Raw genomic sequence first — 22,364 nt, 5'->3', positions numbered from 1 at the left:
AAAGTGTTGTTTTGCTACACAAAATCGAAAAATTTAGAGGTGTTCGAATTATAAATAAAAAAAGCAATAATGAAAGAACAAGTATTGAAAGCAATGCGTGAGGCAGGTAAGCCTGTTTCGGCTGGTGAAGTGACAAAGGCACTTGGTGCTGACCGTAAGGAAGTGGACAAGGCGTTTACGGCGTTGAAGAAGGAGGGCGCTATTGTGTCGCCTGTGCGCTGCAAGTGGCAACCCGCCTGATGCACAATTTCAGAAGTGTAACTTTTACGCTTCGGCTCTTGATGTCTGAGAGCCCATAAAAAAAGCGTAGCATAGTTTTATATGCTACGCTTTTTAATTGTAACGTTTTTGTAACATCATTTTTTTTTGCGATTATAATCAACTACATACATTTGTACGGTCAATAATGACATTACAATTCATTTTTTAACTTCTAAACAAATAAGAATATGAAGAGGATTTATCTATTAAGTATCGTAACAATGGCTCTGGTTTTATGTTGCCCAGTTACGACAAGTTGTGAAAGTTGTACAGACGGCTCATTCACAACTAACACCAACCCTGTGAAACTCCCACAAGCGGCACAAGCCGTGTTGAATAAACACTTTGCCGGTAAGGAAATCTTACTTATCAAGCAGGATCGCGAATGGACACGCCGTTATTACGATGTTATTTTTGTTGACGGCAGCAAAATCGAGTTCGACAGCAACGGACAATGGACCGAGATTGATTGTCTGCAAGGTGCTGTGCCTGATGCACTCGTTCCGCAGCAGATTCTCACATTCGTGAAGAAAAAATTCCCGAATTGTCAGATTACTCAGATAGATCGCGACCGAAGGGGATATGATGTGGACCTCTCCAATGGTCTTGAAATTGAATTCAATAAGAATTTTCAAGTTATAGATATTGACGATTAATTAATAATTTACTAAAACAAAAAAAGATGAAAAGAAAATTGTATTTACTGTTGGGTCTGTTAGTAGCCCTGCAAATGCCGTTGCTCACTTCATGCAACGATGATGATGAAGATATCATGCCTACGCAAGTGCCTGCAGAGGTTACTGCAGCCCTTGCTGAAAGATACCCTTCTGCCACTCCTAAATGGGAAAAAGGAAAAGGTCTTTACAAGGCTGAATTCTATAATGAAAGCGGAGAGGTGGATGTTTGGTTCAAAGCTAATGGCGAATGGGTGATGACACAGACGGATATTTTCCCCCAAAATTTGCCAGAAGCAGTGAAGAACTATGTAGCCACCAATTACCCCGACCGCATCATTGACGATGCCGACCGTATTGAAACCCCGACAGCTGATTACTACCTGCTTGAATTAGAAAAGCCGGGAGCCAAAGACATTTACATTAAACTCACCCCAGGCGGAGAACTCATTCCATAAGAACAATTTTTATAAGATTGGAAAATAAAAACTGTGTTAGACTACAATAAAAGTAGTAAAACACAGTTTATTTTTTGATTACAAACTATTTTTTATTAACAAACTAAAAAACAAAAAAAAGAATGAAGAAGGTATTTCTTTTAGTATGTTCATGCGCGCTTATGGCGGCTTGCAACAACGGTGCGAAAACAAACAAGAGTGGCGAAAAGGACAGCGTTACCACTGAAGTGGCTGACACGCAAGGTGCTGAGATGAATTGCGAGGGCACTTACAAAGGCACCCTGCCCGCAGCCGACTGCCCGGGTATCGAAACGACCCTGACACTAAATGCAGACAAGACATTTACGCTCCATTCTGTATATGTTGAGAGAAACGACTCGTCGGACGAAAAGGGGACTTATACTGTCAGTGAAAACGTTCTGACGCTTCAGGATGAAGGCGGCGAGCAGTCCTATTATAAAGTGGAGGAAAAACAATTACGCCAGTTGGACAAAGATAAAAAAGAAGTTACCGGCGAAATGGCAGAGCATTATGTCCTGAAGAAGGACTGATGGGGCTTTCTATAAACCCCTTGATAGTTTTCGGAGCATTCAGATTATTCTGAATACTCCGAAAATTCTGTTTATGCCGAGTACTTTCCTACTTAATGAGGTTGCCCAAGATGTCACGAGTGATTTGGCGTGTGGCAGCACTTGTGGCGTTCTTCACGACGCGTCCTGTGGCTGATGTGGAGGATTTCCTTGACTTCTTGCCTGTTACCTTGTCTGACACGAATGTGCCGACGATTGTGGCGAGTGTGGCTGTGATGGCCGTCATGATGGCTTTGAACACTTTGCTGAAGAAGCCTTTCTTTTTCTTTCCGCCGTCCTTTTCTTCTTTTTCTTCCTTTTCAGCCTTTTCTTCTTCCTGTGCTTTGGCTTCCTTTTCGCTTTCGGCGAGCAGGAGTTCGAATGCACTGTCTCGCTCTTGCGCCGTGTCGTATTTGCCGTAGATGGGCGACTGCTTGATGAGGTCCATGCGCTGTCCTTCGGTTATGGCGCCGATCTGGCTGAGGGGGAAGAGAATCTTGGCACGTTCCACCATTGACGGCGCTCCCTTTTCGTCGAGGAAGGAAACGAGTGCTTCGCCTGTCTCGAGTTGCATGATTGCTTCTTCTGTGCTGAAGCCGGGATTGGCTCGGAAGGTTTCTGCTGCAGCGCGTACTGCCTTCTGGTCCTTCGGTGTGTAGGCGCGCAGGGCATGCTGTATGCGGTTGCCGAGTTGTCCGAGAATGGTGTCGGGCAGGTCGCTCGGGCTTTGTGTTACGAAGTAGATACCCACGCCTTTAGAACGAATCAGTCGGATGACCTGTTCTATCTTGTCCACCATCGCCTTGCTCGTGCCGTCGAAGAGCATGTGCGCTTCGTCGAAGAAGAAGATGAGTTTGGGGTATTCCAGGTCGCCCACTTCGGGCAGTGTGGTGTAGAGTTCCGACATGAGCCACAGCAGGAATGTGGAATAGAGTTTGGGCTGCAGCATCAGGCGGTCGGCAGCGAGCACACTCATCACGCCTTTGCCGCCTTGCTGGCTCAGGAGGTCCATGATGTTGAACTCGGGTTTGCCAAAGAACTTGTCAGCCCCTTGCCCTTCGAGCGCGAGGAGCGCACGCTGTATGGAACCAATGCTTGCCTTGGCAATTGTGCCGTATTTCGTGGTGAATTCTGCGGCATGTTGTCCCACATAGTCTGTCATGGCGCGCAGGTCCTTCATGTCGTCGAGCAACAGTCCGCGCTCGTCTGCCACACGGAAAATGATGTTGAGCACACCGCTCTGTATCTCGTTGAGTTGGAGGAGTCGCGCCAAGAGGTCGGGCCCCATCTGGGATATGGTGGCACGCATGGGGTGCCCCTGCTCGCCATACACGTCGTAGAGCCGTACCGGGCACGATTGGAACTCGGGATTCTCGATGCCAAACTCCGGCATGCGCTTTTCTATGAAACCGCTCAGTCTGCCTGTCTGACTGATGCCCGAGAGGTCGCCCTTCATGTCTGCCATGAAGCACGGCACTCCTGCCTGGCAGAATGTCTCTGCCATCACTTGCAGACTCACGGTCTTACCCGTACCTGTTGCACCGGCAATCAGTCCGTGCCGGTTTGCCATCTTTCCTATAATACTCAGTGCGCCCTGCGATGAATGGGCAATGTATAAGCCACGTTCTTTGTCAAGCATGATATAATAGTTTTGTTAGTTTCAAAAAGCAAATTTACGCATGAAAATGCATATTTTCCTTGATGTTGGATATTTTTTCGGAGTATTCAGAGTATTCTGAGTGTTTGGAGAATTCTGAAAGAAAAATATACCCCGATAGTCGTCAGTTCTTCTTATTGATTCTCTTGGACACGCCTATGGCGCCTGTGGGGCATACGAGGCGGCAGAGGTGGCAGCCTACGCATTTTGTGCCTACTATGCGCGGCTGGCGGGTGTCGGTGTCGAAGGTGATCGCCTGATGTCCGCCGTCGTGGCAGGAGATGTAGCAGCGTCCGCAGCCGATGCACTTCTGGCGGTCGATTACAGGATATACCATCGTTTCGCGGTCCAACTGTGATGGTTGCACGAAGTTGGGCAACTGTTCGCCCACAAGTTCTTCCAGGCTGTCAATGTTTCTTTCAGCCATGTAGGTTTGCAGTCCGAGCACGAGGTCGTCGATGATGCGATAGCCGTATTGCATCACGGCGGTGCATACCTGCACGTTGTGGCAGCCCAACTGTATGAACTCGAGTGCATCGCGCCATGTCTCTATGCCGCCTATACCGCTGAACTGTATTTTCTTCATGATGGGGTTTTTCGCCATTTCGAGAATGAAGCGCAGCGCGATGGGTTTCACGGCGCGTCCCGAATAGCCCGACACGGTTTGTCTTCCGCTGACTTCCGCTTGGGCAGACATGGTAACACTCTTTATGGTGTTGATGGCTGATATGGCATCGGCACCTGCAAAATAGGCTCCCATGGCGGGTTGGTTCATCTGTGTGATGTTGGGTGTCATTTTCGGAATGACGGGTATCTTGACGTTTCGTTTTACGAAAGCGGTGTAGAAGGTTACGAGTTCGGCATTCTGTCCTACGTCGCTGCCCATGCCCGTGAGTCGCATCTGCGGACAAGAGAAGTTCAGTTCCACAGCATCGCATCCTGCTTCCTCTGCCATTTTCGCCAGTTCTATCCATTCTTCCTCAAATGCTCCCATGATGGATGCTATGACAATCTTCGAGGGGTAGTTCTGCTTCAGTCGTCGGAGGATGTCGAAGTCCACTTCGTGCGGGTTCTCGCTCAGTTGCTCCATGTTTCGGAATCCGGCGAAGGATGTATTGTCTTTCACAGCATCGAAACGCGGTGATACCTCGCGTATGTCCTGTTTGCAGATGGTTTTGTAGAACACACCCGCCCATCCCATGTCGAAGGCGCGTGCCACCATGTCGTAGTTGGTGCATACAGCCGACGAGGCGAGGAAGAAGGGGTTCTCGCAGTGTATGCCACAGAAGTCGATGGTGAGCGATGGTGCCGTCTTTTCTGTGGCAGGTTCCACTTTCTTGTTTGCCTGTATCAGTTCCTTGATGCGGATGGGCCGGTCGTAGTGTATGCAGGCCTTTTCGGCTGCTTCCAGGTCCTTGTCTGTACAGTTCACCACCCATTGGCTGGCTAAACGGGCGTTGTCAAACCGTATGGCACGAATGGCGCGTGCGGGGTCGCCCGTCGTGCATGCTTTTGTGCAGGGTGCATCCTCGCACAGCAGGCACCGTTTCGCTTCTTCGTTGATGTGTAGCATACTCCTTATACTATGTATGTTCTATTAACTATGATTATTCAGTTATCCGTTTTTTAGGGAATTATCGGAGTTTTCTGAATGTTCTGAATACTCTGAATGTTCTGAATACTCTGAATATCCTGAATACTCCGATAACTCTCAACTGTCAACTGTCAGTTTGGCAGTGTTACCTTGAAGAGGTTGCTTTCGGTGTGTTCTTGCTTGATGATGTTTTTGAGTTCTTTTACCACTTCAGGATAGGATGCCGAGAGGTCGTGGTCTTCGTGGAGGTCGGTGGCGAGGTCGAAGAGTTGGCAGTTGCCGTTCTTCACGACGAGTTTCCAGTTGCCTTTTCTCACGCCAATCATGTTGGTTTCATGGAATTCCCAATAGAGGTGGTCGTGCATCACCTGTTCTCCTTCGCCGGTGAGTGTGGGGTAGATGGATATGCCGTCGAAGTAGTCGTTCTCAAGCCGTGGGTTACGGTATTTTTCTTCGTAGTTCTTGATGCCTGCCACGTCGCAGAATGTGGGCATGAGGTCGTAGAAGGCGAACATGAGGTCGCTCACTGTTCCCGGCTTGATTTTTCCTGGCCATCGTGCGATGAACGGTATGCGTATGCCGCCTTCGTGTGTGTTTCGCTTGAGGCCCTGCAGGAGTTGCTCGGTGTTGAAGAAACTCTGGTCGGCACCGCCTTCGGCGTGAGGACCGTTGTCGCTTGTGAAGATGACGAGTGTGTTGTCGGCGAGGCCTTTTTCGTCGAGTTTGTCCATGATTTGTCCCACTTGTGCGTCAAGTCGTGTGACCATGGCTGCGAACTGTGCGTGTGCTATGTCGGTGGGATTATAGCGTGAGCCTTGGTCGCCGCCGAACGACTTTTCCTGGCAGAAATGACCCTTGTATGCCAACAGGATGGAGTCTTCGGGCTGCAGGAGTTCTGCGTGTGGCAGCGTGTAGGTGAAGATGCCGATGAAGGGTTCGCCAGCCTTGCGGTCGTCGAGCCATTTAAGTGCTTCCTGATGTATGAGGTCGCTGGAGTACTGTGTGCGGTTGAGGTAGTCGGCACCGTACATGGCGTGTTGTGTGTTCTGCGTGAGTTCTATTCTCCTGACGTCGGTGTCGCCGGCTTTCTTGCTGTAGCGGTTAAGGAAGTTGGGATAGTAGAGGTGTGCCTGGAACTGGCAGATGTAGCCGTAGTACTCGTCGATGCCGCGTGTCTTCGGTGTGGAGATGGAGCCTTCGTAGCCACCTGCCCATTTTCCGAACATACCTGTGGCATAGCCGTTGTCCTTCATGATTTCGGGTATGATGACGTGTGCCGTGTCGTAGGGTTCCTGTCCCACCCGGGCGTAGTCCCTGCACGAGCCGATGTTCACCATGTTGTTGGCGCTCCAGTACTCTTTGTTGCCTCTGACGTGGGTGTGTCCGGTGTGCTGTCCTGTCATGAAGGATGCTCTCGAAGGTGCTGACACGGGGCTTCCGCAGTATGCCTGTGTGAAGCGCATGCCCTGCGAAGCGAGTCGGTCGAGGTTTGGTGTGGCGATGTACTGCTGTCCGTAGCAACCTATGTCGGCATAGCCTAAGTCGTCGCACATGATATAGAGTATGTTCGGTTTTTCCTGGGCGTATGCTGTTGCAGCCAATGCTCCTGTGCCCAATAAAGCCAATTTTGATAGTTTCATTGTTGTTATATGTTATTGTTGTTATTATCTGTTTATTTTACGAGCACTTTTGCCGATTTGTCTTTTTTGTCGGTGAAGACTTTGAGGATGTATGCACCCTGTGGCAGTCCTTCGGTTGAGATGGTGTTGCCCGAGGCTTGTCTTACGAGTGCTCCTGTGGCGGAATAGAGGTTCACTTTGAGAATCTTTGCAGCAGTCTTTGCTACGATTTTCTTATGACCCACTTCTACATTGACAAGCACGTTCTGGTCGTTGATGGTGGATGGTTTCCTGATGCCAGTGAGCACGTTTTCTCCGAACGGGTCGTTGGGGTCGGCAGCGAAGATGGCTGTGAGTTCCACGTTGTTGTCGCGCTTGAAGGTGTATGTGTTTCTTGTGGCTACGATGCGCTTGCCTTCTTTCCAGCATACGAATGTGGCGCCGTTGTAAGGCGTTGCTACTGCAACATCTCCTTCAATGACAGCACTTCCGCGTGTGGGGTCGTTGCTGCGTGCTGTTACAGTGAATTCGGCATCGTCATGAGTTACTTCAACTTCGAAGTCGAGCACCTGTCCGTGTACTTCGTCTTCTGCGTCGCTGAGGCCATTATCGGTTGCCCTGAGGCGCATGCGTGTGCGTCCGTCCTTGGCTGTGGCGGGCACAGTGTGGAGCAACTGCATGGTCTTTTCTGCAATGACTTGCTCTACGGTCTCAAACACACCGTCGCGGTCCCAGTCGAAATAAACGAATACTTCGAGGGCGTCGCTCTTGCTGACCGCCTTGAAGAGCGTCATGTCGATTTGGATTTCCTTGCCGGCAATGACTTTTGCCTTGTCGAGCGCGTTAATAGAGTAGGCTTTCGAGGGTACTACGTTCTGCTGTGTGGATGCCTTGTCTGTGCCGCTCTGTGTACGAATGGGGTAGGTCAGATTTTTTGGTGCGCCTTCGCCTTTGAGCGACACCTTGGTGAAGTATTGACCGCTTGTCGTTCCGCATGGCAGTTCGTAGATTTGTGCGTGGCGGGCGAAGACGGAGCGCGCAAGTTTGAAGAAGATGCGGTTCTCGCCGCCGATGGTGAGTGTGTCGGTGGTGTTGTCGGACGCCACGAACGAGTAGTATGTCATGCCGTTCGTCTTGTTCTCCACCACAATCCATTTGTCGGCGCCTGATGCGGTGGGCTGCGGCGTGCCTGTGGCGAGGTTCACCACATTGTATCCACCGCCGGAGTTGCTGCCCACGAAGTACCATGTGGCATTGTCGCCATCAGCCTTCTCGGAGAGTGTGCCGTCGCCGTTCATGTAGTTGCCTTTGGGTGTCTGCATGTTGTAAACCGCAGTGGGGCTACCTACTGCTGCCGATGGTGTGAAGGGCTTGATTTCGTAGTTGAAGGGCGTTTCCTGCAATGTCCAGTAGGATCCGTTGTTGGTCAGTCCGGCGTCCCATGTGATGACGATTTGCTTCGATCCGTGACGGTTGAGGCCTAAAGGCGACTGGGTGTTGTCCCTGTAGTTGTCGCAGTCAACAGAACTCAACCACTTGTATCCGGCATTGTTGCCCGAGGCGGAAGTGCCGATGTAGTAGTCAACCGGCTTCGTGCCTGTGCTCACCTGTGTCTCCTTGGTCAGGTTACAACTTTGTATGTACTTACCTGTTACCTTGTTCCGGATGTAGTAGGTGGGTATGTCGGTGTTGGTGTCGATGATTTCCCAATAGATGGGCTGCGACTGGTCGAGGCTTGTGGTAACCAACTTTCCGTTTTGGTCTGCCACGTAGTCTCCGAACTGTTTTGAAATGAGGAAATAGGTTTTTCCGTCGGACTTGATGGTGTCTTCGGGCTCCTCGATGGGGGTTTGTGGTTCGAGTGCGAGGAGCGAATCGACAATGGTCTGGTCAATCTCTTCAAACGACCAGTAGGAACCGCCATTGGTCAGTCCGGCATGCCATGCGATGACAAAATCGACTGCTCCCGAGCGGTTGAGTCCGCGCGGTGAGAGCGAATTGTCGGAATAGTTGTTGCAGTCGGTGGACGACAGCCAGTAGTAGCCACTATTGTCGCCCGATGTTGATAGTCCTAAATAATAAGGTATCGGACTTGCACCAGACTGGATCTTGTCGTCGAGACTGGCATTGCACGACTGCATGTAATTGCCTGTCTTGAGGTTCTTGACATAGTATGCCGGAATGCTTGCATCGGCTGTTTCGATGGTCCACATTTGTTCGAGCACTTTGCTTTTTGTACCCGGCACGAGGAAGCCGTCCGACTCGCTGATGCACTCGCCGGTCTTCTTCGAGATGACGTAATAGTTCTTGCCGGCTTTCGGTGCTGTCTGCGCAAGGGCTGAAACCGTTGGCACGAGCATAGATAGGGCAAATAAGAAAGTAAATTTTTTCATAAGTTTTTTTATGGTATTTATAGTTGTTTTGTTTCGGATAATGTTGTTGGTATGGGCTTGACGATTCTTTTCTGTCAAGTTGCGACGATGCTTTATCGCTCGCTCAGATATCGAGCCATCCGTCGCCCTGGCGCACCACTTCCGGTTCGCCTGTGGTGCACGACACGATGGTGGTCTGTCCGGGTTTGCCTTGTCCGGTTTCCACCATGAGGTCAATCTGGTTGCCGAAGCGTTCTTCCACGAGTTCAGGATTGAGGAGGTCCTGTGCGTCGTCTTCGTCTTCAGCGGGGAGTGATGCCGTGAGGAGCGGTGCTTCGAGGTGGGCGAGTATTTCGCTCACGATGGCGCTGTCGGGCATGCGAATACCCACTTCGCCACGTTTGCTGAATACTTTCGGCAGTGCCCTTGTGCCCGGCAGGATAAACGTGAAAGGTCCTGGCAGGTGGCGCTTCATGAGTTTGAAGACGGGTGTTTCTATCTTTGCAAACTCGCTGATGCTACTGATGTCGTAGCACACGATGGAGAGGAGTTGCTTCTCCGGCTCCACACCCTTGATGCGGCAGATGCGCTCCACGGCGCGCTCCTTGAGTGCGTGGCAGCCCAGGGCGTATGTCGTTCCCGTGGGATATATAATTACGCCGCCGTCGTTGAGCAGGTCGGCGATGCGCTGGAGTTGCTGAGGGTCGTTGTTTTTAGGGTATAGCTTCATTGGGTCGGTGGTTGTCGGTGGTTGTCGGTGGTTGTCGGTGATAGGTGTCCTTATATTCCGAATTTCTTGAGCAGGCGGTAGAGTTGCTGCACGGGTAGGCCTATGACGTTCCAGTAACTGCCTTCGATGCGTTCCACAGCCACCATGCCAATCCATTCCTGAATGCCGTATGCGCCCGCCTTGTCGATGGGGTTGAAACGCTCCACGTAGTAGTCGATTTCGTGTTCGGAGAGTGGTGCGAAGGTTACTTTCGTGGTTACGACGATGGTCTCGGTGTGTTCACGTGTCATGACGGTTACGCCTGTCATCACTTTGTGGGTCTTTCCGGCGAGGAATGCAAGCATACGCTTGGCTTCTGCCTTGTCGGCGGGCTTGCCGAGCACTTTTCCGCGAAGCATGACGGACGTGTCGGCAGTGATGACGAGGTCGCCGGCAGCGAGCGTGGGGCGGTAGGCTTCAGCCTTTTTTGTGCTGATGTGGCGCACGATATCCTCGCCGCGCAGGTGGTCGGGCCATGTCTCGTCGATGTCGGGCAGCACGCGCACGCTGAACTTCAGCCCCAGTTGTTCGAGGAGTTGCTTCCTGCGTGGTGAGTTGCTGGCGAGGATGATGTTGTATTCTATCGGGGTCATTGGCTTTCTGTTTTTTTATAGAAACTATAGAAATTATAGAAACTATAGATGCTATAGATACTATTGTTTTCCTTTTACCAGCCGAATGCTGTCTTGTCGCTCATCCATGTGCCTTGTGCCTTGAGGACTTGCTCCACGATGTCGCGCACACAGCCGTAGCCACCTTGGCGGGGACTGACGTATTTTGCTATGGCTCTGATCTCTTCAGCCGCATCGATAGGGCAGCACGGCAGTCCGCAGGCGCGCATCACTTCGTAGTCGGGTATGTCGTCGCCCATGAAAAGGGTCTCTTCGGGGCGCAGTCCGCATGTTTCGAGCCACTGTTCGTAGCATGGTAGTTTCATCGCCACACCTTGGAACACGTTTTGCACGCCAAGCCCCTGATAACGCTTCAGGACGGCTTCGCCCCTGGCTCCGGAAATGATGGCCACGTGCATGCCGCGCTTCACGGCGAGTTGCAGTGCATAGCCGTCCTTGATGTTCACCGTTCGCACAGGGTCGGCTTGCACTTCTGGCAGCACGATGGTGTTTGCGCTCAGCACGCCGTCCACATCGAAAGCCATGCCTTTTATGTTCTCAAGGATGTGTTGCATGATGGTTTCCTATTATATAAGGTGCAAATATAATGAAAAAATGCGGTATTTTGTCGCAAAGAAGAAAAAAAGCACGGTAACCGCATCAAAAAATAGACATTCTTGATATAGGATTTTCTGCATCAAATTATAGAAAAATGATGCAGAAAAGTCTATTTAAGGGCAAGACCTTTTGTTTTACTTCCATTTTAATAGCCAAACGCCACTTGTTTGGAAGTGCAAAGAATTATTTTTTCAAGATAAAATCTTCTGGTTGAAGTGTCCGCAAACCGCTAAATCCACCTAAATCTATGACAATACTATCATCACGCACTCCCACTACCTCGTATTCTTTGCCATCTTTGACTCTAACAATAGTATCTCCGACTTCTACTTTAATATTATCAAATGAAGTCACGCCTTTTCCTTGGGAATTATTGTTCTTCGGATTCAAATATTGTTGCATCATATCTTTCATTTCTGCAATGTCATTAGTTGCACCCCAAATCTTAAAGAACAAAATAAGGCAGAGAATGCCCCATACAATGTACAATATAACTATTAACGTTTCCATAATATGTATTTTATTGATTTATGCAAAAGTACAAATAAAAAGAAAAAAATAGGGCAACCGTGTCATCTTTCTTATGGAAGTAGCACCTTAAAGGAGGATGTGTCAAAATTGATTAAGTCGCCTAAAGGCGAGAATTATTACAAAACATACAAAATATAATCGACAGAAAATCAATTTGTTAGATTTGGTTAGATTTGTAGGATTTCTGCGCGACAGCGCACTCAATTCATTTTGAAACACCCTCGAAATCGAACAAGTTACTGGCTTGGTGCTTGATGTCGAAGTAATGTTGCGGCAACGAAAGCCTTACCCGTTAGGGAGATGCCCAAAAGACAAGACTAAGTTATTGTCAAAGAAACTCTTTTGCCCAAGCCGGCAAAGATTTTGGACAATATGGAAAGATGGACGTCTGTATCACCATTTTCTACTTTGGAAATATAGGATTTCTTCGTTCCAATTTTGTCAGCCAGTTGTTGCTGTGTAAGACCCGCCTCCTCACGTTCAGCCTTCAAAACCTCAGCTATGTAGAAAGCAATAGCATCAACTTCGAAGCGCTCACGTTCCGGCTCGCCTCTTTTACCATATTTGACATCGAGCAGTTCGCTAAAGTTTTTTGCAGCCAAAATAGCCTTTTGTTTTTCCTTGTTCATAATTTCTTTTACTTTCTTTGTTACAAATACCAATAGGAGCAGGGCACTATTTCAGTGTTTCGTATGGCGGCACTTCCGGCAGGAATTTGTAGGTGCCGTTTTCGTAGTCGATTTTGCAGCAGATGTGTGTCAGTCCGTTGCTGACGAAGAGGTAGCCTGCTCGGAGGACACTGTTGTAGGCGTTGATTTGTGTGAAGACTTGCTGTGTAATTTTTATTTCGGGTGCCTTGTACTCCACAATGACACGCGGTGTGCCGCCCTGCTTGTTGTAGATGACTGTGTCGCAGCGTCGTGCCACGCCACCCACGTTGACGGTTACTTCGTTGCCCATGAGTGCAGCGGGGTAGCCGAGATGGTCGGTGAGGTAGTGGACGAAGTGCTGGCGGACCCATTCTTCGGGCGTCAGAGCCACATACCGGCGGCGCAGAAAGTCGAAAATCATGCGACGCCCATCTTTTGTGGTCGTTTTTATGGGGTAGGGTGGCAGGTTGATTGGAATCATTTTTTTAATTTTGCAGTCAGGATACAAAATTACTCAATTATGAGAAACCGGCAAGAAATAGTAGAGAATTGGTTGCAGCGCTATACTGGCATGCAACTTTCAGAGTTTGGCGAGCATATATTGCTGACAAACTTCAACAAGTATGTGGACATCTTCTGCGAACTGACAGGAACAGAAGTGGCTGGCTATACTTCGAACATGCGCGCCGTGACTGCAGATGGCATCACGATGATCAATTTCGGCATCGGCAGTCCGAATGCCGCGCTGATTATGGACCTGCTGAGTGCCGTGAAACCCAAGGCATGCCTGTTTCTGGGCAAGACGGGCGGCATATCGGAGAAAACGCACCTTGGCGACTACATCCTGCCGCTCGCCGGCATCAGGGGTGAGGGTACGTCGAACGACTACCTGCCTACGGAGGTGCCTGCTCTGCCAGCCTTTATGCTGCAACGTGCTGTGAGTACGGCACTTCGCGATAACGGCCAGGACTACTGGACAGGCACGGTATATACCACCAACCGCCGCGTCTGGGAGCACGACGAGAAGTTTAAGGAGTATCTGCTCCAGACGCGGGCGATGGCTGTAGATATGGAGACCGCCACACTGTTCTCCTGCGGCTTCTACAACCATATCCCCACGGGTGCACTGCTGTTGGTTAGCGACAACCCGATGGTGCCCGAAGGCATCAAAACGGAGGCGAGCGACCGCCACGTTACGGAAAACTTTGCGCAGACACACGTGCGCATCGGCATAGAGGCGATGAAACTCATCATCGGTCAGCGTAAGACTGTCCGACACCTGAAATACGACTGGTAACTACATTATTGACTCATGGCATACTCTTCAAAGAAATCTACGGCACCTACACCCGACAGCATCATGCAAGACGTGAAGGCTGGAAAGGTGGCGCCCATCTATTTCCTGATGGGCGAGGAGGATTTCTATATCGACCAACTTGAGAACGATTTGGTGAATGCGTTCGTGAAGCCCGAGGAGCGCGACTTCAATATGATTACGCTCTTCGGTGCCGAGACGGACATCGACACCGTGATGATGACGGCGCGTGGTTTCCCTATGGGTGCCGAGCGGCTCGTGGTGCTCGTGAAGGAGGCGCAGAACCTTGAAGATTTCGACCGCCTGGAGTTCTACCTGAAAAAGCCGCAGCCCACCACGGTGCTCATCATGACTTACCGCCACAAGAAACTCGACAAGCGGCTCAAGGTGAGCACACTGATAGGGAAGGTTGGGGTGCTCTACGAGACGGAGAAGGTTTTTGAAAACAAGGTGCCTGCGTTCATCGTGAACTACCTGCGCCGCAAGGGACTGTCCATCGACGGCAATGCTGCACAACTCATGGCAGACCATGTGGGCACAGACCTGAGCCGTGTCGTTACGGAACTCGACAAACTCTCCATCGCTCTGCCCGAAGGGGAGAAAATGGTTACGATGGACATGGTGATGGAAAATGTGGGCATCTCCAAGGAGTTCAATAATTTCGAATTCACGGACGCCATCGTAACAAAGAACGCGCTGAAGGTTTTTCAAATAGCGAAATTTTTTGACAATAACAAGAAGGCATATCCCATCCAGATGCTGCTTGCCATACTATTCAGGTTGTTCCGTCAACTGATGCTGGCATACTATTCTCCCGACAAATCGGAGAGGGGACTGGCAGCCTGGCTCGACCTGAATTCCACCTATCCTGTCCGGAAAAACATCCTGCCCGGCATGGCGAATTACAAGCCGATGAAGGTGCTGAACATCATCGCTGCCATCCGCCGGACTGATGCCAGGTCGAAGGGGGTAGGGAACCCATTCACCTCGGATGGCGACCTGATGAGGGAACTTCTCTTTTTCATTCTTAACTGACGGATCTCTGGGGGGGCGATTGGAAAAATCAGGAAACTCCAGACGTCTTCAGGACATCCGGGAAGTTCCAGTCGTTTATAGAAAATTCCGGTAGTTTTTTGGCTTCCTATTTCATTCAAAAATCCTGCTTAAAACATAAATTCTCAAAAATTATGGCGTTAGAGTAGGGGTTTTCTGTCAAGAAAATCCCTTTTTTTTGCTTGAAAAGTGAAAAATGGAGTGGGGTAGCCATTTTTCAGACAGAAAATCACAGACAAGAATTATTCGCTCCTATCAACTGATTACCAAATTGTTACTTGAAATTAAAGCGTTTGAGACGGCGTTTCCCGGAAAAATCCGCATCGTTGCCCGGCGAGAGGAGTTTTTTTTGCTTTTTTCGCCATTTTGCCTGAATTATGTCCTTGTAATTTACATTTCAAAATATAAATACATAAAAACGAGGGGTTTTAGAATGTAAAATTAAAGTGAATTTACAAATTAAAAATATAAATTATAATAAGATTTTATAACTTAAATCTTTATGTTTTGAAATAAAATAAGTTGATTTACATTTATAAAGCGATATGCTTGTAAATTGATTTTAATGATTTATGTATTTCGTTATCAGCAAATTACACGTTTCTAAGAAAGTGGAAAATCAGATAAATGGCGGGTTTTGCTCCAAAAATGCCCATAAAACCGCGATTTTATGGCTAAAAATCAAAAATAGCTGCTTAGAACCAATGAGTTACACGTTTTTGTAATTGTGAATTACAAATTGATATTTACGACTGTTAATTTATATTTATAAACATGAAGACAATAATGTAAATTTACGTTTTGATTTATAAAATTTACATATTAATAAAACTTAAATTTGCTGTTAATTTTTTTTAATTTTTCTTTGGATTATTAAAATTTATGTTTACTTTTGCAAAGTCTAACTGACAAAGGGCATTTTTGCCCCTGAGGCATCGTTAATTGTGTATGTGCATATAATAATAGGTGTCAGGGTCATGATGCAAGATGTTAAAAAAGACAGTGGCAGGACCCCTGCAAAAATGTTGGATCTTAAAAACGAAAATTTCAGAGGCAAAAAATGAAGGAAAGAATTCGTCAACTGATGGAACAATTAAATTTGAACCAGCAGGAGTTTTCAAAAAAGATACGAGTTTCCTCCGCCTCGATTTCCAACATACTCGCTGGTCGTTCCAACCCCACTCACAATCACGTGATGGCAATTCATGCAGCACTACCTGAAGTGAATGTGAATTGGCTGATGTTTGGAGAGGGAGAAATGTTTGGAACCGGAGCGGTGGTCAGAGAAGCTGGTTCGCAACCAGAGGTGGCAGATGCAACAGACACTCAGCCGAATCTCTTCGACCAACCTCAGCAGCCAACGGTGCTGGCAGCACCCGTAACAACTGATCATGAGGTGCAGCGGGGTAAAGCGAAAAAAATTGACAAACAGCAGCGCCGGGTTAAGGAAATTATCGTGTATTACGATGACGGAACTTACGAGACCTTGAAGGCTGCAAGATAAATAAGGGCAGTTATGTGAAACTCCCGAAATTTTACCTTTTTCTAATTCCTTTTTTAGTTTGTCCGCGAGAAGAAGCATCTTTCCTATCGCGGATTTTTTTTGGCTTTGGGGGAAGGGTCGGTGGTTGTCGGAAGTTGTCGGAAGTTGTCGGTGGTTGTCGGTGGTTGTTCCTCTTATTTTATTTCTTCGGGTGTTTTGGCGAAGGTGGTGGCGCCGTTGGCTATGAGGATTTCCTTGTCGCGGAAGCCCCAGAGGACGCTGATGCACCCTACTCCTGCGTTGCGTGCCGTCTGTAAGTCCACTTCCGAGTCGCCCACATAGACCATTTCTTCTTTCGTGATGCCGAGCGTTTGCAGTATGGTGTTCACCATGTCGGGTGCCGGTTTGCGTCGCACGGTGTCGCTCTCTCCCACTGCCAGGTCGATATATTCCTTGAAGAACCGTTCGTTGAGTTCCTTCACGGCGGGGTCGAGTTTGTTGCTTACGATAGCCATGCGCTTGCCCTGCGCCTTGATCCGTCGGAGCATGTCGATGATGCCGGGATAGGGCGCTGTCGCGTCGAGGCAGTGGTCCATATAGTGTTTCCGGAAATCGGCGAATACCGCTTCGAGAACTTCTTGCGGTGTGTTTTCGGGTACAGCCCTTTCGATGAGTTTTCTTACGCCGTTGCCCACGAACTGTCGCACTTCCTCTGTCGTACGTTCCGGAAGTCCGTGGGAACGCAGCGCGTGGTTCGTGCTGGCTTTGAGGTCCTGGAGCGTATCAAGCAGTGTGCCGTCGAGGTCGAAGATGTATGTGGTAGGGTTGATCATGTTTTTTTTGCAAAAGTAGTCATTATTTATTTTTTTGTCGTTATTGCATTTTTCAAAACCATTCTTTATCTTTGCAAGACAATAGCGACAGATAAGTTTTTGCAATTTAAACATCAAAAAAACATATAAAAATTATGGAAAATCAAGAATTGTTAGCCAAATGCTCAGAAGTGGCAAAGGTATGGGCTGAGAGTCCGCTCTACGACGAAGCAACGCGCAAGAGCGTTCAGGCCATGTTGGACAATGAGGACAAGACAGAACTCGTTGAGTGTTTTTATCAGACCTTGGAATTCGGTACGGGTGGTCTTCGCGGCATCATGGGTCCCGGCACCAACCGTATGAATATCTACACCGTGGGTGCTGCCACTCAGGGCTTGTCGAACTACCTGAACAAACAGTTTGCCGGCAAACTCGACCAGATTTCCGTGGTTGTGGGTCACGACTGCCGCAACAACAGCCGTCTGTTTGCCGAGACGTCAGCCAATATCTTCTCCGCTAACGGCATCAAGGTTTACCTCTTTGAAGATATGCGCCCCACGCCCGAAATGTCGTTCGCTATCCGCCATTTCGGCTGCCAGAGCGGTATTATCCTCACCGCCAGCCATAATCCAAAGGAATACAACGGCTACAAAGCCTATTGGGACGACGGCGCGCAGGTGACCGGTCCTCACGACACAGGCATCATCGACGAAGTGAACAAGGTGGACGTGGCCGACATCAAGTTTGAAGGCAATCCTGCACTTATCGAAATCATAGGCAAGGAAATAGACGATATCTACCTCGACAAGGTACATTCCATCAGCATTGATCCCGAATGCATTAAGCGTCAGAAAGACCTCAAGATAGTCTATACACCGCTTCACGGCACGGGTATGATGCTCATCCCGCAGTCGCTCAGACTCTGGGGCTTCGAGAACGTACACTGTGTGCCGGAGCAGATGGTCAAGTCGGGCGACTTCCCCACTGTGGTCAGTCCTAATCCCGAGAATGCCGAAGCCCTCACTATGGCGCTCGAATTGGCAAAGAAAATTGATGCCGACATCGTTATGGCGAGCGACCCCGATGCCGACCGTGTGGGTATGGCATGCAAGAACAGCAAGGGCGAATGGGTGCTCGTTGACGGCAACCAGACCTGTATGATCTTCCTCTACTACATCATCATGAACCGCAAGGCTCAGGGTAAGATGCAGGGCAATGAGTTCATTGTGAAGACCATCGTAACGACAGAACTCATCAAAGCCATAGCCGACAAGAACAACATCAAGATGTTCGACTGCTACACCGGCTTCAAGTGGATTGCCCGCGAGATAGCCATCCACGAAGACAATGGTCCGCTGCAATACATCGGTGGTGGCGAAGAAAGTTATGGCTTCATGGCAGAGGACTTCGTGCGCGACAAGGATGCAGTAAGTGCTTGTTCATTGCTCGCAGAAATCTGCGCCTGGGCAAAGGATCAGGGCAAGACACTCTTCGATGTGCTCATGGACATCTATCAGGAATATGGCCTCACACTCAACAAGACCATCAACGTAGTGAAACCAGGCAAGAGCGGTGCTGACGAAATCAAAGCCATGATGCAGCGCTTCCGCGAAACACCGCCTACAGAACTGGCTGCATCGAAGGTGGTATGTGTGAAGGACTATCAGACCCTCAAGGTTACCGATGGCGAAGGCAATGTCGCAGATCTCGACATGCCTGCCAAAAGCAACGTGCTTCAATGGTACACCGCCGACGGCACGAAGGTGAGTGTGCGCCCGAGCGGTACGGAGCCGAAGATTAAGTTCTACGTTGAAGTAAAGGGCAAGATGCAGACAGCCTCTGACTACGACGCTGCGCGCGAAGTGGCTATGAAGAAAGTGGAGGCGGTCATGGCATCGCTGGAGATCTGATAATAGGAAATTCCGGAGTATCCGGACATTCCGGATTTTCCGGAGATTCCGGACAACTCTCAACTCTCAACTTTCAACTAATGTACTGGTTCCTCTTCTGTCAGGACAATATCCTGCTTTCAGGCAATGAAGAAAAAGGGTGGGGCATACCCGACGGCGATGCCCCACCCGTTGCGCTTGAGCGTTGGCATACCGTGCATCGTCTGCCCGACCTTGACGGTGTGCCATGCCGCTGTGTGGCGTTGGATGCTCCTGTTGTGGCAGAGGGGTTCCGCATGGTGGGGCTACGCGCCTCGTACGACATTCTGCCTCGTCCGTTGTACGACATGGCGGGCAAGGGACGCGAAATTCTCTATTGGGACCAGAACACGAAGTTTTGCGGTGTTTGTGGTGGTCCGATGAAACTCCACACCGACATCTCCAAGCGCTGTACGAACTGCGGCAAGGAAGTATGGCCCTCGCTTGCCATCGCCATTATCGTACTTGTTACGCGCGGCAACGAAATGCTCCTTGTGCAGAGCCGCAACTTCCGCGGCGACTTCATGGGACTTGTGGCTGGCTTCGTGGAGACGGGCGAAACACTCGAAGCGTGTGTGCAGCGCGAGGTGTGGGAAGAGACGCACCTCCATGTGGATAATATACGCTATTTCGGCAGTCAGCCCTGGCCCTATCCCAGTGGACTGATGGTGGGCTTTACGGCAGACTATGCCGGTGGGGAACTCCATTTACAGCGCTCAGAACTGCGCAAGGGCGGCTGGTTCGACAAGGACCGTCTGCCCGAAATACCCGGTAAGGTGTCGATGGCGCGTATGCTTATCGACGACTTTCTGGAACGGCATTCAATTTTCTGAAGTTATCGAAGATTTTCGAAGTTAACGAAGTTATTGAAGTTAACGAAGTTATCGACGATACCTTGGAACGATAAATAACAAAAGAAGAAAAAAATAGAAGATAACATCAGCATTAGTACCGTCGTTAACTTCAAGCGCAGCGATAACTTCAATAACTTCGCTAACTCCAAAGAGAAAAAGGTAATGTCGTTAACTTCAAGCGAAGCGATAACTTCAATAACTTCGCTAACTCCAAAGAGAAAAGAGGTATCGTCGTTAACTTCGAGCGCAGCGCTAACTTCAATAACTTCGTTAACTTCAATCAAGTGAAACTTGCGAAACTTAAGAACAGTAAAGATGACAAAGGGAAGTAAGTCCATATTTCGTTTAATATATTGCCTGGCGCATCGCGAGAAGTTGGTCAAGCCGTTTGGCGAAGTGATGCGCCGTGTGCGCGACTTCGTGGTGTCTGAATTGTCTCTCGGTGCGCGGCAAGCAGACGACTTCGGCTTCAACCGCGTACAGACAGCCCTCGAAACGGTGCTGTTGGCAGCCGACGAAACGGGTATCCGCGGCAATGTGCTTGTGGCTGCCGTGGCAGATGCCGTAATCGACGACGAGGAAGGACGCCTGCGTGCCAAGGCTGCGTTTGGCAATGACGTGTATGATGCCCTGACGGCATTCAGCCGTATCAGCACCTTGTGCAGCAAGGTAGAGGCGATGAAGTCCGAAAACTTTCGCAACCTGCTCATCGCACAGGCCAATGACATCCGCGTGGTGCTTCTGCTTATCGCCCGCAGTGTAAACGTGATGCGAAAGATTCGCGACACGAAGCAGAAGGATGCGCAGCGCAGGGAGTCGTACGAAGCCGCCTATCTCTACGCCCCCCTCGCCCACAAACTCGGTCTTTATGCCCTCAAGAGCGAACTGGAGGACCTGTCGCTCAAATACCTTGAACACGACGCCTACTATCACATCAAGGACAAACTCAATGCCACAAAGCGTGCGCGCGACGAATACGTGGAGCATTTCATCGCCCCTATCCGCGAAATGCTCGATGGCGAGGGCATGGACTATCACATCAAGGCGCGCACCAAGAGCATCCACTCCATCTGGCAGAAGATGAAGAAGCAGAAATGCGAGTTCGAGGGCGTTTACGACCTCTTTGCCATTCGCATCATTCTCAATGTGCCTCTCAAGAAAGAGAAAGAGCAATGTTGGAAGGTGTTCAGTCTGATTACGGCGCGCTACGAGTCGAACCTCAAGCGTTTGCGCGACTGGCTCACCGTGCCCAAGAGCAACGGCTACGAGAGCCTTCACATCACCGTTCGCGGTCCGCAGGACAAGTGGGTGGAGGTGCAGATTCGCACAGAACGCATGGACGAGATAGCGGAACACGGTCTTGCAGCTCACTGGCGCTATAAGGGCGTGAAGAGTAGCGGCGGCAATGTGGAGAGTTGGCTGGCGGACATCCGCAATGCCCTTGAGACAGGCGACGAGAAACTCCTTTCCGACAGCATGGCATCGTCGCGCCCCGAGCAGAACACTTATGTCTTCACTCCCAAGGGCGACCTGTTCAGCCTGCCAGCCGGTGCCACGGTGCTCGATTTTGCCTATATGATCCACACCGGTGTGGGCAACCGCTGCACAGGGGCAAAGATTGGCGGCAGAAACGTATCGCTGCGGCATGTGCTGCATAGTGGCGACACGGTGGAGGTACAGACCTCCAACAACCAGACGCCCAAGGCGGACTGGCAGCAAATCGTGGTGTCGGGGCATGCACGTTCCAAGATACGTGCTGCCGTTAAGGAACTCTCTGCCCGCGAGGCTGCCCTGGCGCGTGAACAGGTGGAACGACGGCTCAAGAACCGCAAGGTGGAATGGGACGAAACCGTCATCAACCGCCTCGTTCACAAGTTTAGTTACAAGGAGGCGAACGACTTTTTCAAAGACATCTCCAACGGTCGTCTTGACGTGATGGAAGTCATCGACCGTTATACTGAACTCTACCATCGCGAGCATGGCGCGAACACATCAGCGGAGCCTGTGCGAAGTGCCGAGGAATACAACTTCGAGCAGGACAGCGCCAATGCCGGTGCCGTGGGGCATGGTGGCGACGTACTCGTTATCGACCGCAACCTCAAGGGCCTCGACTTCCAGATGGCACGCTGCTGCAACCCCGTCTATGGCGACGACGTGTTTGGCTTCGTTACCGTGAGTGGCGGCATAAAAATCCACTGCACCGACTGCCCCAATGCCCCCGCCTTGCGCGAACGTTTCGGCTATCGCATCGTAAAGGCACGGTGGGCAGGAAAAGGCGGCGAGAAATACCCCGTCACACTGCGCGTGGTGGGCAACGACGACCTCGGCATCGTCAACAATATCACTTCCATCATTGCCCGCGAAGAAAAAATCATGCTCCGCAGTATACGCATCGACAGCAATGCCGGCCTCTTCTCCGGTGTGCTCACCGTACTTGTTGATGATACCGACACCATCGGAAAACTCGTCAAGAAAATCAAAGGAGTCAAAGGTGTCGTCGGGGTGGAGCGGGTGTGATTTCTTTGTCAGAGGAGGC

Annotated in this window: 21 protein-coding genes; 10 read left to right on the top strand and 11 right to left on the bottom strand. The window is 49.9% G+C overall.

Annotated features, from left to right (window positions below; translation table 11 throughout):
* The first annotated feature begins 69 nt into the window (after positions 1 to 69).
* The 4 genes from C7Y71_RS03520 (at position 70) to C7Y71_RS03505 (ending at position 1,944) form a co-directional block, all read left to right on the top strand.
* Complete coding sequence (locus C7Y71_RS03520; protein ID WP_111898537.1) at positions 70 to 240, top strand: transcriptional regulator; 171 nt, start codon at positions 70 to 72, stop codon at positions 238 to 240.
* 209 nt (positions 241 to 449) lie between these two features.
* Positions 450 to 917 carry a PepSY-like domain-containing protein gene (locus C7Y71_RS03515; RefSeq protein WP_111898538.1) on the top strand — a complete coding sequence of 156 codons (468 nt, stop codon included), beginning with the start codon at positions 450 to 452 and terminating at the stop codon, positions 915 to 917.
* Between the two features lie 26 nt (positions 918 to 943).
* A complete protein-coding gene (locus C7Y71_RS03510; RefSeq protein ID WP_111898539.1) occupies positions 944 to 1,393 on the top strand; it encodes a PepSY-like domain-containing protein in 450 nt (149 codons plus the stop codon).
* Positions 1,394 to 1,515: 122 nt separating this feature from the next.
* Positions 1,516 to 1,944: a copper resistance protein NlpE gene (locus tag C7Y71_RS03505; RefSeq protein ID WP_111898540.1), complete on the top strand. Its 429-nt coding sequence runs from the start codon at positions 1,516 to 1,518 to the stop codon at positions 1,942 to 1,944.
* Between the two features lie 88 nt (positions 1,945 to 2,032).
* Here C7Y71_RS03505 and C7Y71_RS03500 read toward each other — a convergent pair whose 3' ends face one another.
* The 10 genes from C7Y71_RS03500 to C7Y71_RS03455 all read right to left on the bottom strand — a co-directional run bounded on the left by C7Y71_RS03500 (position 2,033) and on the right by C7Y71_RS03455 (position 12,864).
* Positions 2,033 to 3,601, bottom strand: a complete 1,569-nt coding sequence (locus C7Y71_RS03500; RefSeq protein WP_111898541.1) for a helicase HerA-like domain-containing protein — start codon at positions 3,599 to 3,601, stop codon at positions 2,033 to 2,035.
* A 142-nt stretch (positions 3,602 to 3,743) separates the two neighbouring features.
* Positions 3,744 to 5,192: an NAD-dependent dihydropyrimidine dehydrogenase subunit PreA gene (gene preA, locus C7Y71_RS03495; protein ID WP_111898542.1), complete on the bottom strand. Its 1,449-nt coding sequence runs from the start codon at positions 5,190 to 5,192 to the stop codon at positions 3,744 to 3,746.
* Between the two features lie 152 nt (positions 5,193 to 5,344).
* A complete protein-coding gene (locus tag C7Y71_RS03490; RefSeq protein WP_111898543.1) occupies positions 5,345 to 6,853 on the bottom strand; it encodes an arylsulfatase in 1,509 nt (502 codons plus the stop codon).
* Positions 6,854 to 6,885: 32 nt separating this feature from the next.
* Positions 6,886 to 9,225 (bottom strand): T9SS type A sorting domain-containing protein, encoded by a 2,340-nt coding sequence (locus C7Y71_RS03485; RefSeq protein ID WP_146739431.1) that lies wholly within the window; start codon positions 9,223 to 9,225, stop codon positions 6,886 to 6,888.
* A gap of 103 nt (positions 9,226 to 9,328) precedes the next feature.
* A complete protein-coding gene (locus C7Y71_RS03480) occupies positions 9,329 to 9,934 on the bottom strand; it encodes an L-threonylcarbamoyladenylate synthase (protein WP_111898545.1) in 606 nt (201 codons plus the stop codon).
* Positions 9,935 to 9,984: 50 nt separating this feature from the next.
* Positions 9,985 to 10,566 carry a Maf family nucleotide pyrophosphatase gene (locus C7Y71_RS03475; RefSeq protein ID WP_111898546.1) on the bottom strand — a complete coding sequence of 194 codons (582 nt, stop codon included), beginning with the start codon at positions 10,564 to 10,566 and terminating at the stop codon, positions 9,985 to 9,987.
* 74 nt (positions 10,567 to 10,640) lie between these two features.
* Positions 10,641 to 11,162 carry a KdsC family phosphatase gene (locus C7Y71_RS03470; RefSeq protein ID WP_111898547.1) on the bottom strand — a complete coding sequence of 174 codons (522 nt, stop codon included), beginning with the start codon at positions 11,160 to 11,162 and terminating at the stop codon, positions 10,641 to 10,643.
* A 223-nt stretch (positions 11,163 to 11,385) separates the two neighbouring features.
* On the bottom strand, positions 11,386 to 11,712 hold the full coding sequence (locus tag C7Y71_RS03465) for a hypothetical protein (protein WP_111898548.1): 327 nt from the start codon (positions 11,710 to 11,712) through the stop codon (positions 11,386 to 11,388).
* A 338-nt stretch (positions 11,713 to 12,050) separates the two neighbouring features.
* Positions 12,051 to 12,362, bottom strand: a complete 312-nt coding sequence (locus C7Y71_RS03460; RefSeq protein ID WP_111898549.1) for a helix-turn-helix domain-containing protein — start codon at positions 12,360 to 12,362, stop codon at positions 12,051 to 12,053.
* A gap of 46 nt (positions 12,363 to 12,408) precedes the next feature.
* Positions 12,409 to 12,864, bottom strand: coding sequence for a type I restriction enzyme HsdR N-terminal domain-containing protein (locus C7Y71_RS03455; RefSeq protein ID WP_111898550.1), 456 nt, complete (start codon positions 12,862 to 12,864; stop codon positions 12,409 to 12,411).
* A gap of 39 nt (positions 12,865 to 12,903) precedes the next feature.
* Here C7Y71_RS03455 and C7Y71_RS03450 point away from each other — a divergent pair, with 39 nt between their 5' ends.
* From C7Y71_RS03450 to C7Y71_RS03440, 3 genes are all read left to right on the top strand, one after another.
* Positions 12,904 to 13,680 (top strand): AMP nucleosidase, encoded by a 777-nt coding sequence (locus C7Y71_RS03450; protein WP_111898551.1) that lies wholly within the window; start codon positions 12,904 to 12,906, stop codon positions 13,678 to 13,680.
* A 15-nt stretch (positions 13,681 to 13,695) separates the two neighbouring features.
* Positions 13,696 to 14,733, top strand: coding sequence for a DNA polymerase III subunit delta (gene holA / locus C7Y71_RS03445; protein WP_111898552.1), 1,038 nt, complete (start codon positions 13,696 to 13,698; stop codon positions 14,731 to 14,733).
* 1,078 nt (positions 14,734 to 15,811) lie between these two features.
* Complete coding sequence (locus C7Y71_RS03440; protein ID WP_111898554.1) at positions 15,812 to 16,255, top strand: helix-turn-helix domain-containing protein; 444 nt, start codon at positions 15,812 to 15,814, stop codon at positions 16,253 to 16,255.
* A gap of 173 nt (positions 16,256 to 16,428) precedes the next feature.
* Here the strand turns inward: C7Y71_RS03440 and C7Y71_RS03435 are convergent, their stop codons facing one another.
* A complete protein-coding gene (locus tag C7Y71_RS03435) occupies positions 16,429 to 17,067 on the bottom strand; it encodes an HAD family hydrolase (RefSeq protein ID WP_111898662.1) in 639 nt (212 codons plus the stop codon).
* A gap of 134 nt (positions 17,068 to 17,201) precedes the next feature.
* Here C7Y71_RS03435 and C7Y71_RS03430 point away from each other — a divergent pair, with 134 nt between their 5' ends.
* The 3 genes from C7Y71_RS03430 to C7Y71_RS03415 all read left to right on the top strand — a co-directional run bounded on the left by C7Y71_RS03430 (position 17,202) and on the right by C7Y71_RS03415 (position 22,345).
* On the top strand, positions 17,202 to 18,956 hold the full coding sequence (locus tag C7Y71_RS03430) for a phospho-sugar mutase (protein WP_111898555.1): 1,755 nt from the start codon (positions 17,202 to 17,204) through the stop codon (positions 18,954 to 18,956).
* Positions 18,957 to 19,036: 80 nt separating this feature from the next.
* Positions 19,037 to 19,807 (top strand): NAD(+) diphosphatase, encoded by a 771-nt coding sequence (gene nudC / locus C7Y71_RS03425; RefSeq protein ID WP_111898556.1) that lies wholly within the window; start codon positions 19,037 to 19,039, stop codon positions 19,805 to 19,807.
* Positions 19,808 to 20,143: 336 nt separating this feature from the next.
* Positions 20,144 to 22,345: a RelA/SpoT family protein gene (locus tag C7Y71_RS03415; RefSeq protein ID WP_111898558.1), complete on the top strand. Its 2,202-nt coding sequence runs from the start codon at positions 20,144 to 20,146 to the stop codon at positions 22,343 to 22,345.
* The last annotated feature ends 19 nt before the right edge of the window (positions 22,346 to 22,364 follow it).

Origin of the sequence: Pseudoprevotella muciniphila (assembly GCF_003265305.2) — a bacterium.
GTDB lineage: Bacteria > Bacteroidota > Bacteroidia > Bacteroidales > Bacteroidaceae > Alloprevotella > Alloprevotella muciniphila.
This window is presented reverse-complemented; position numbering and strand designations above follow the sequence as displayed.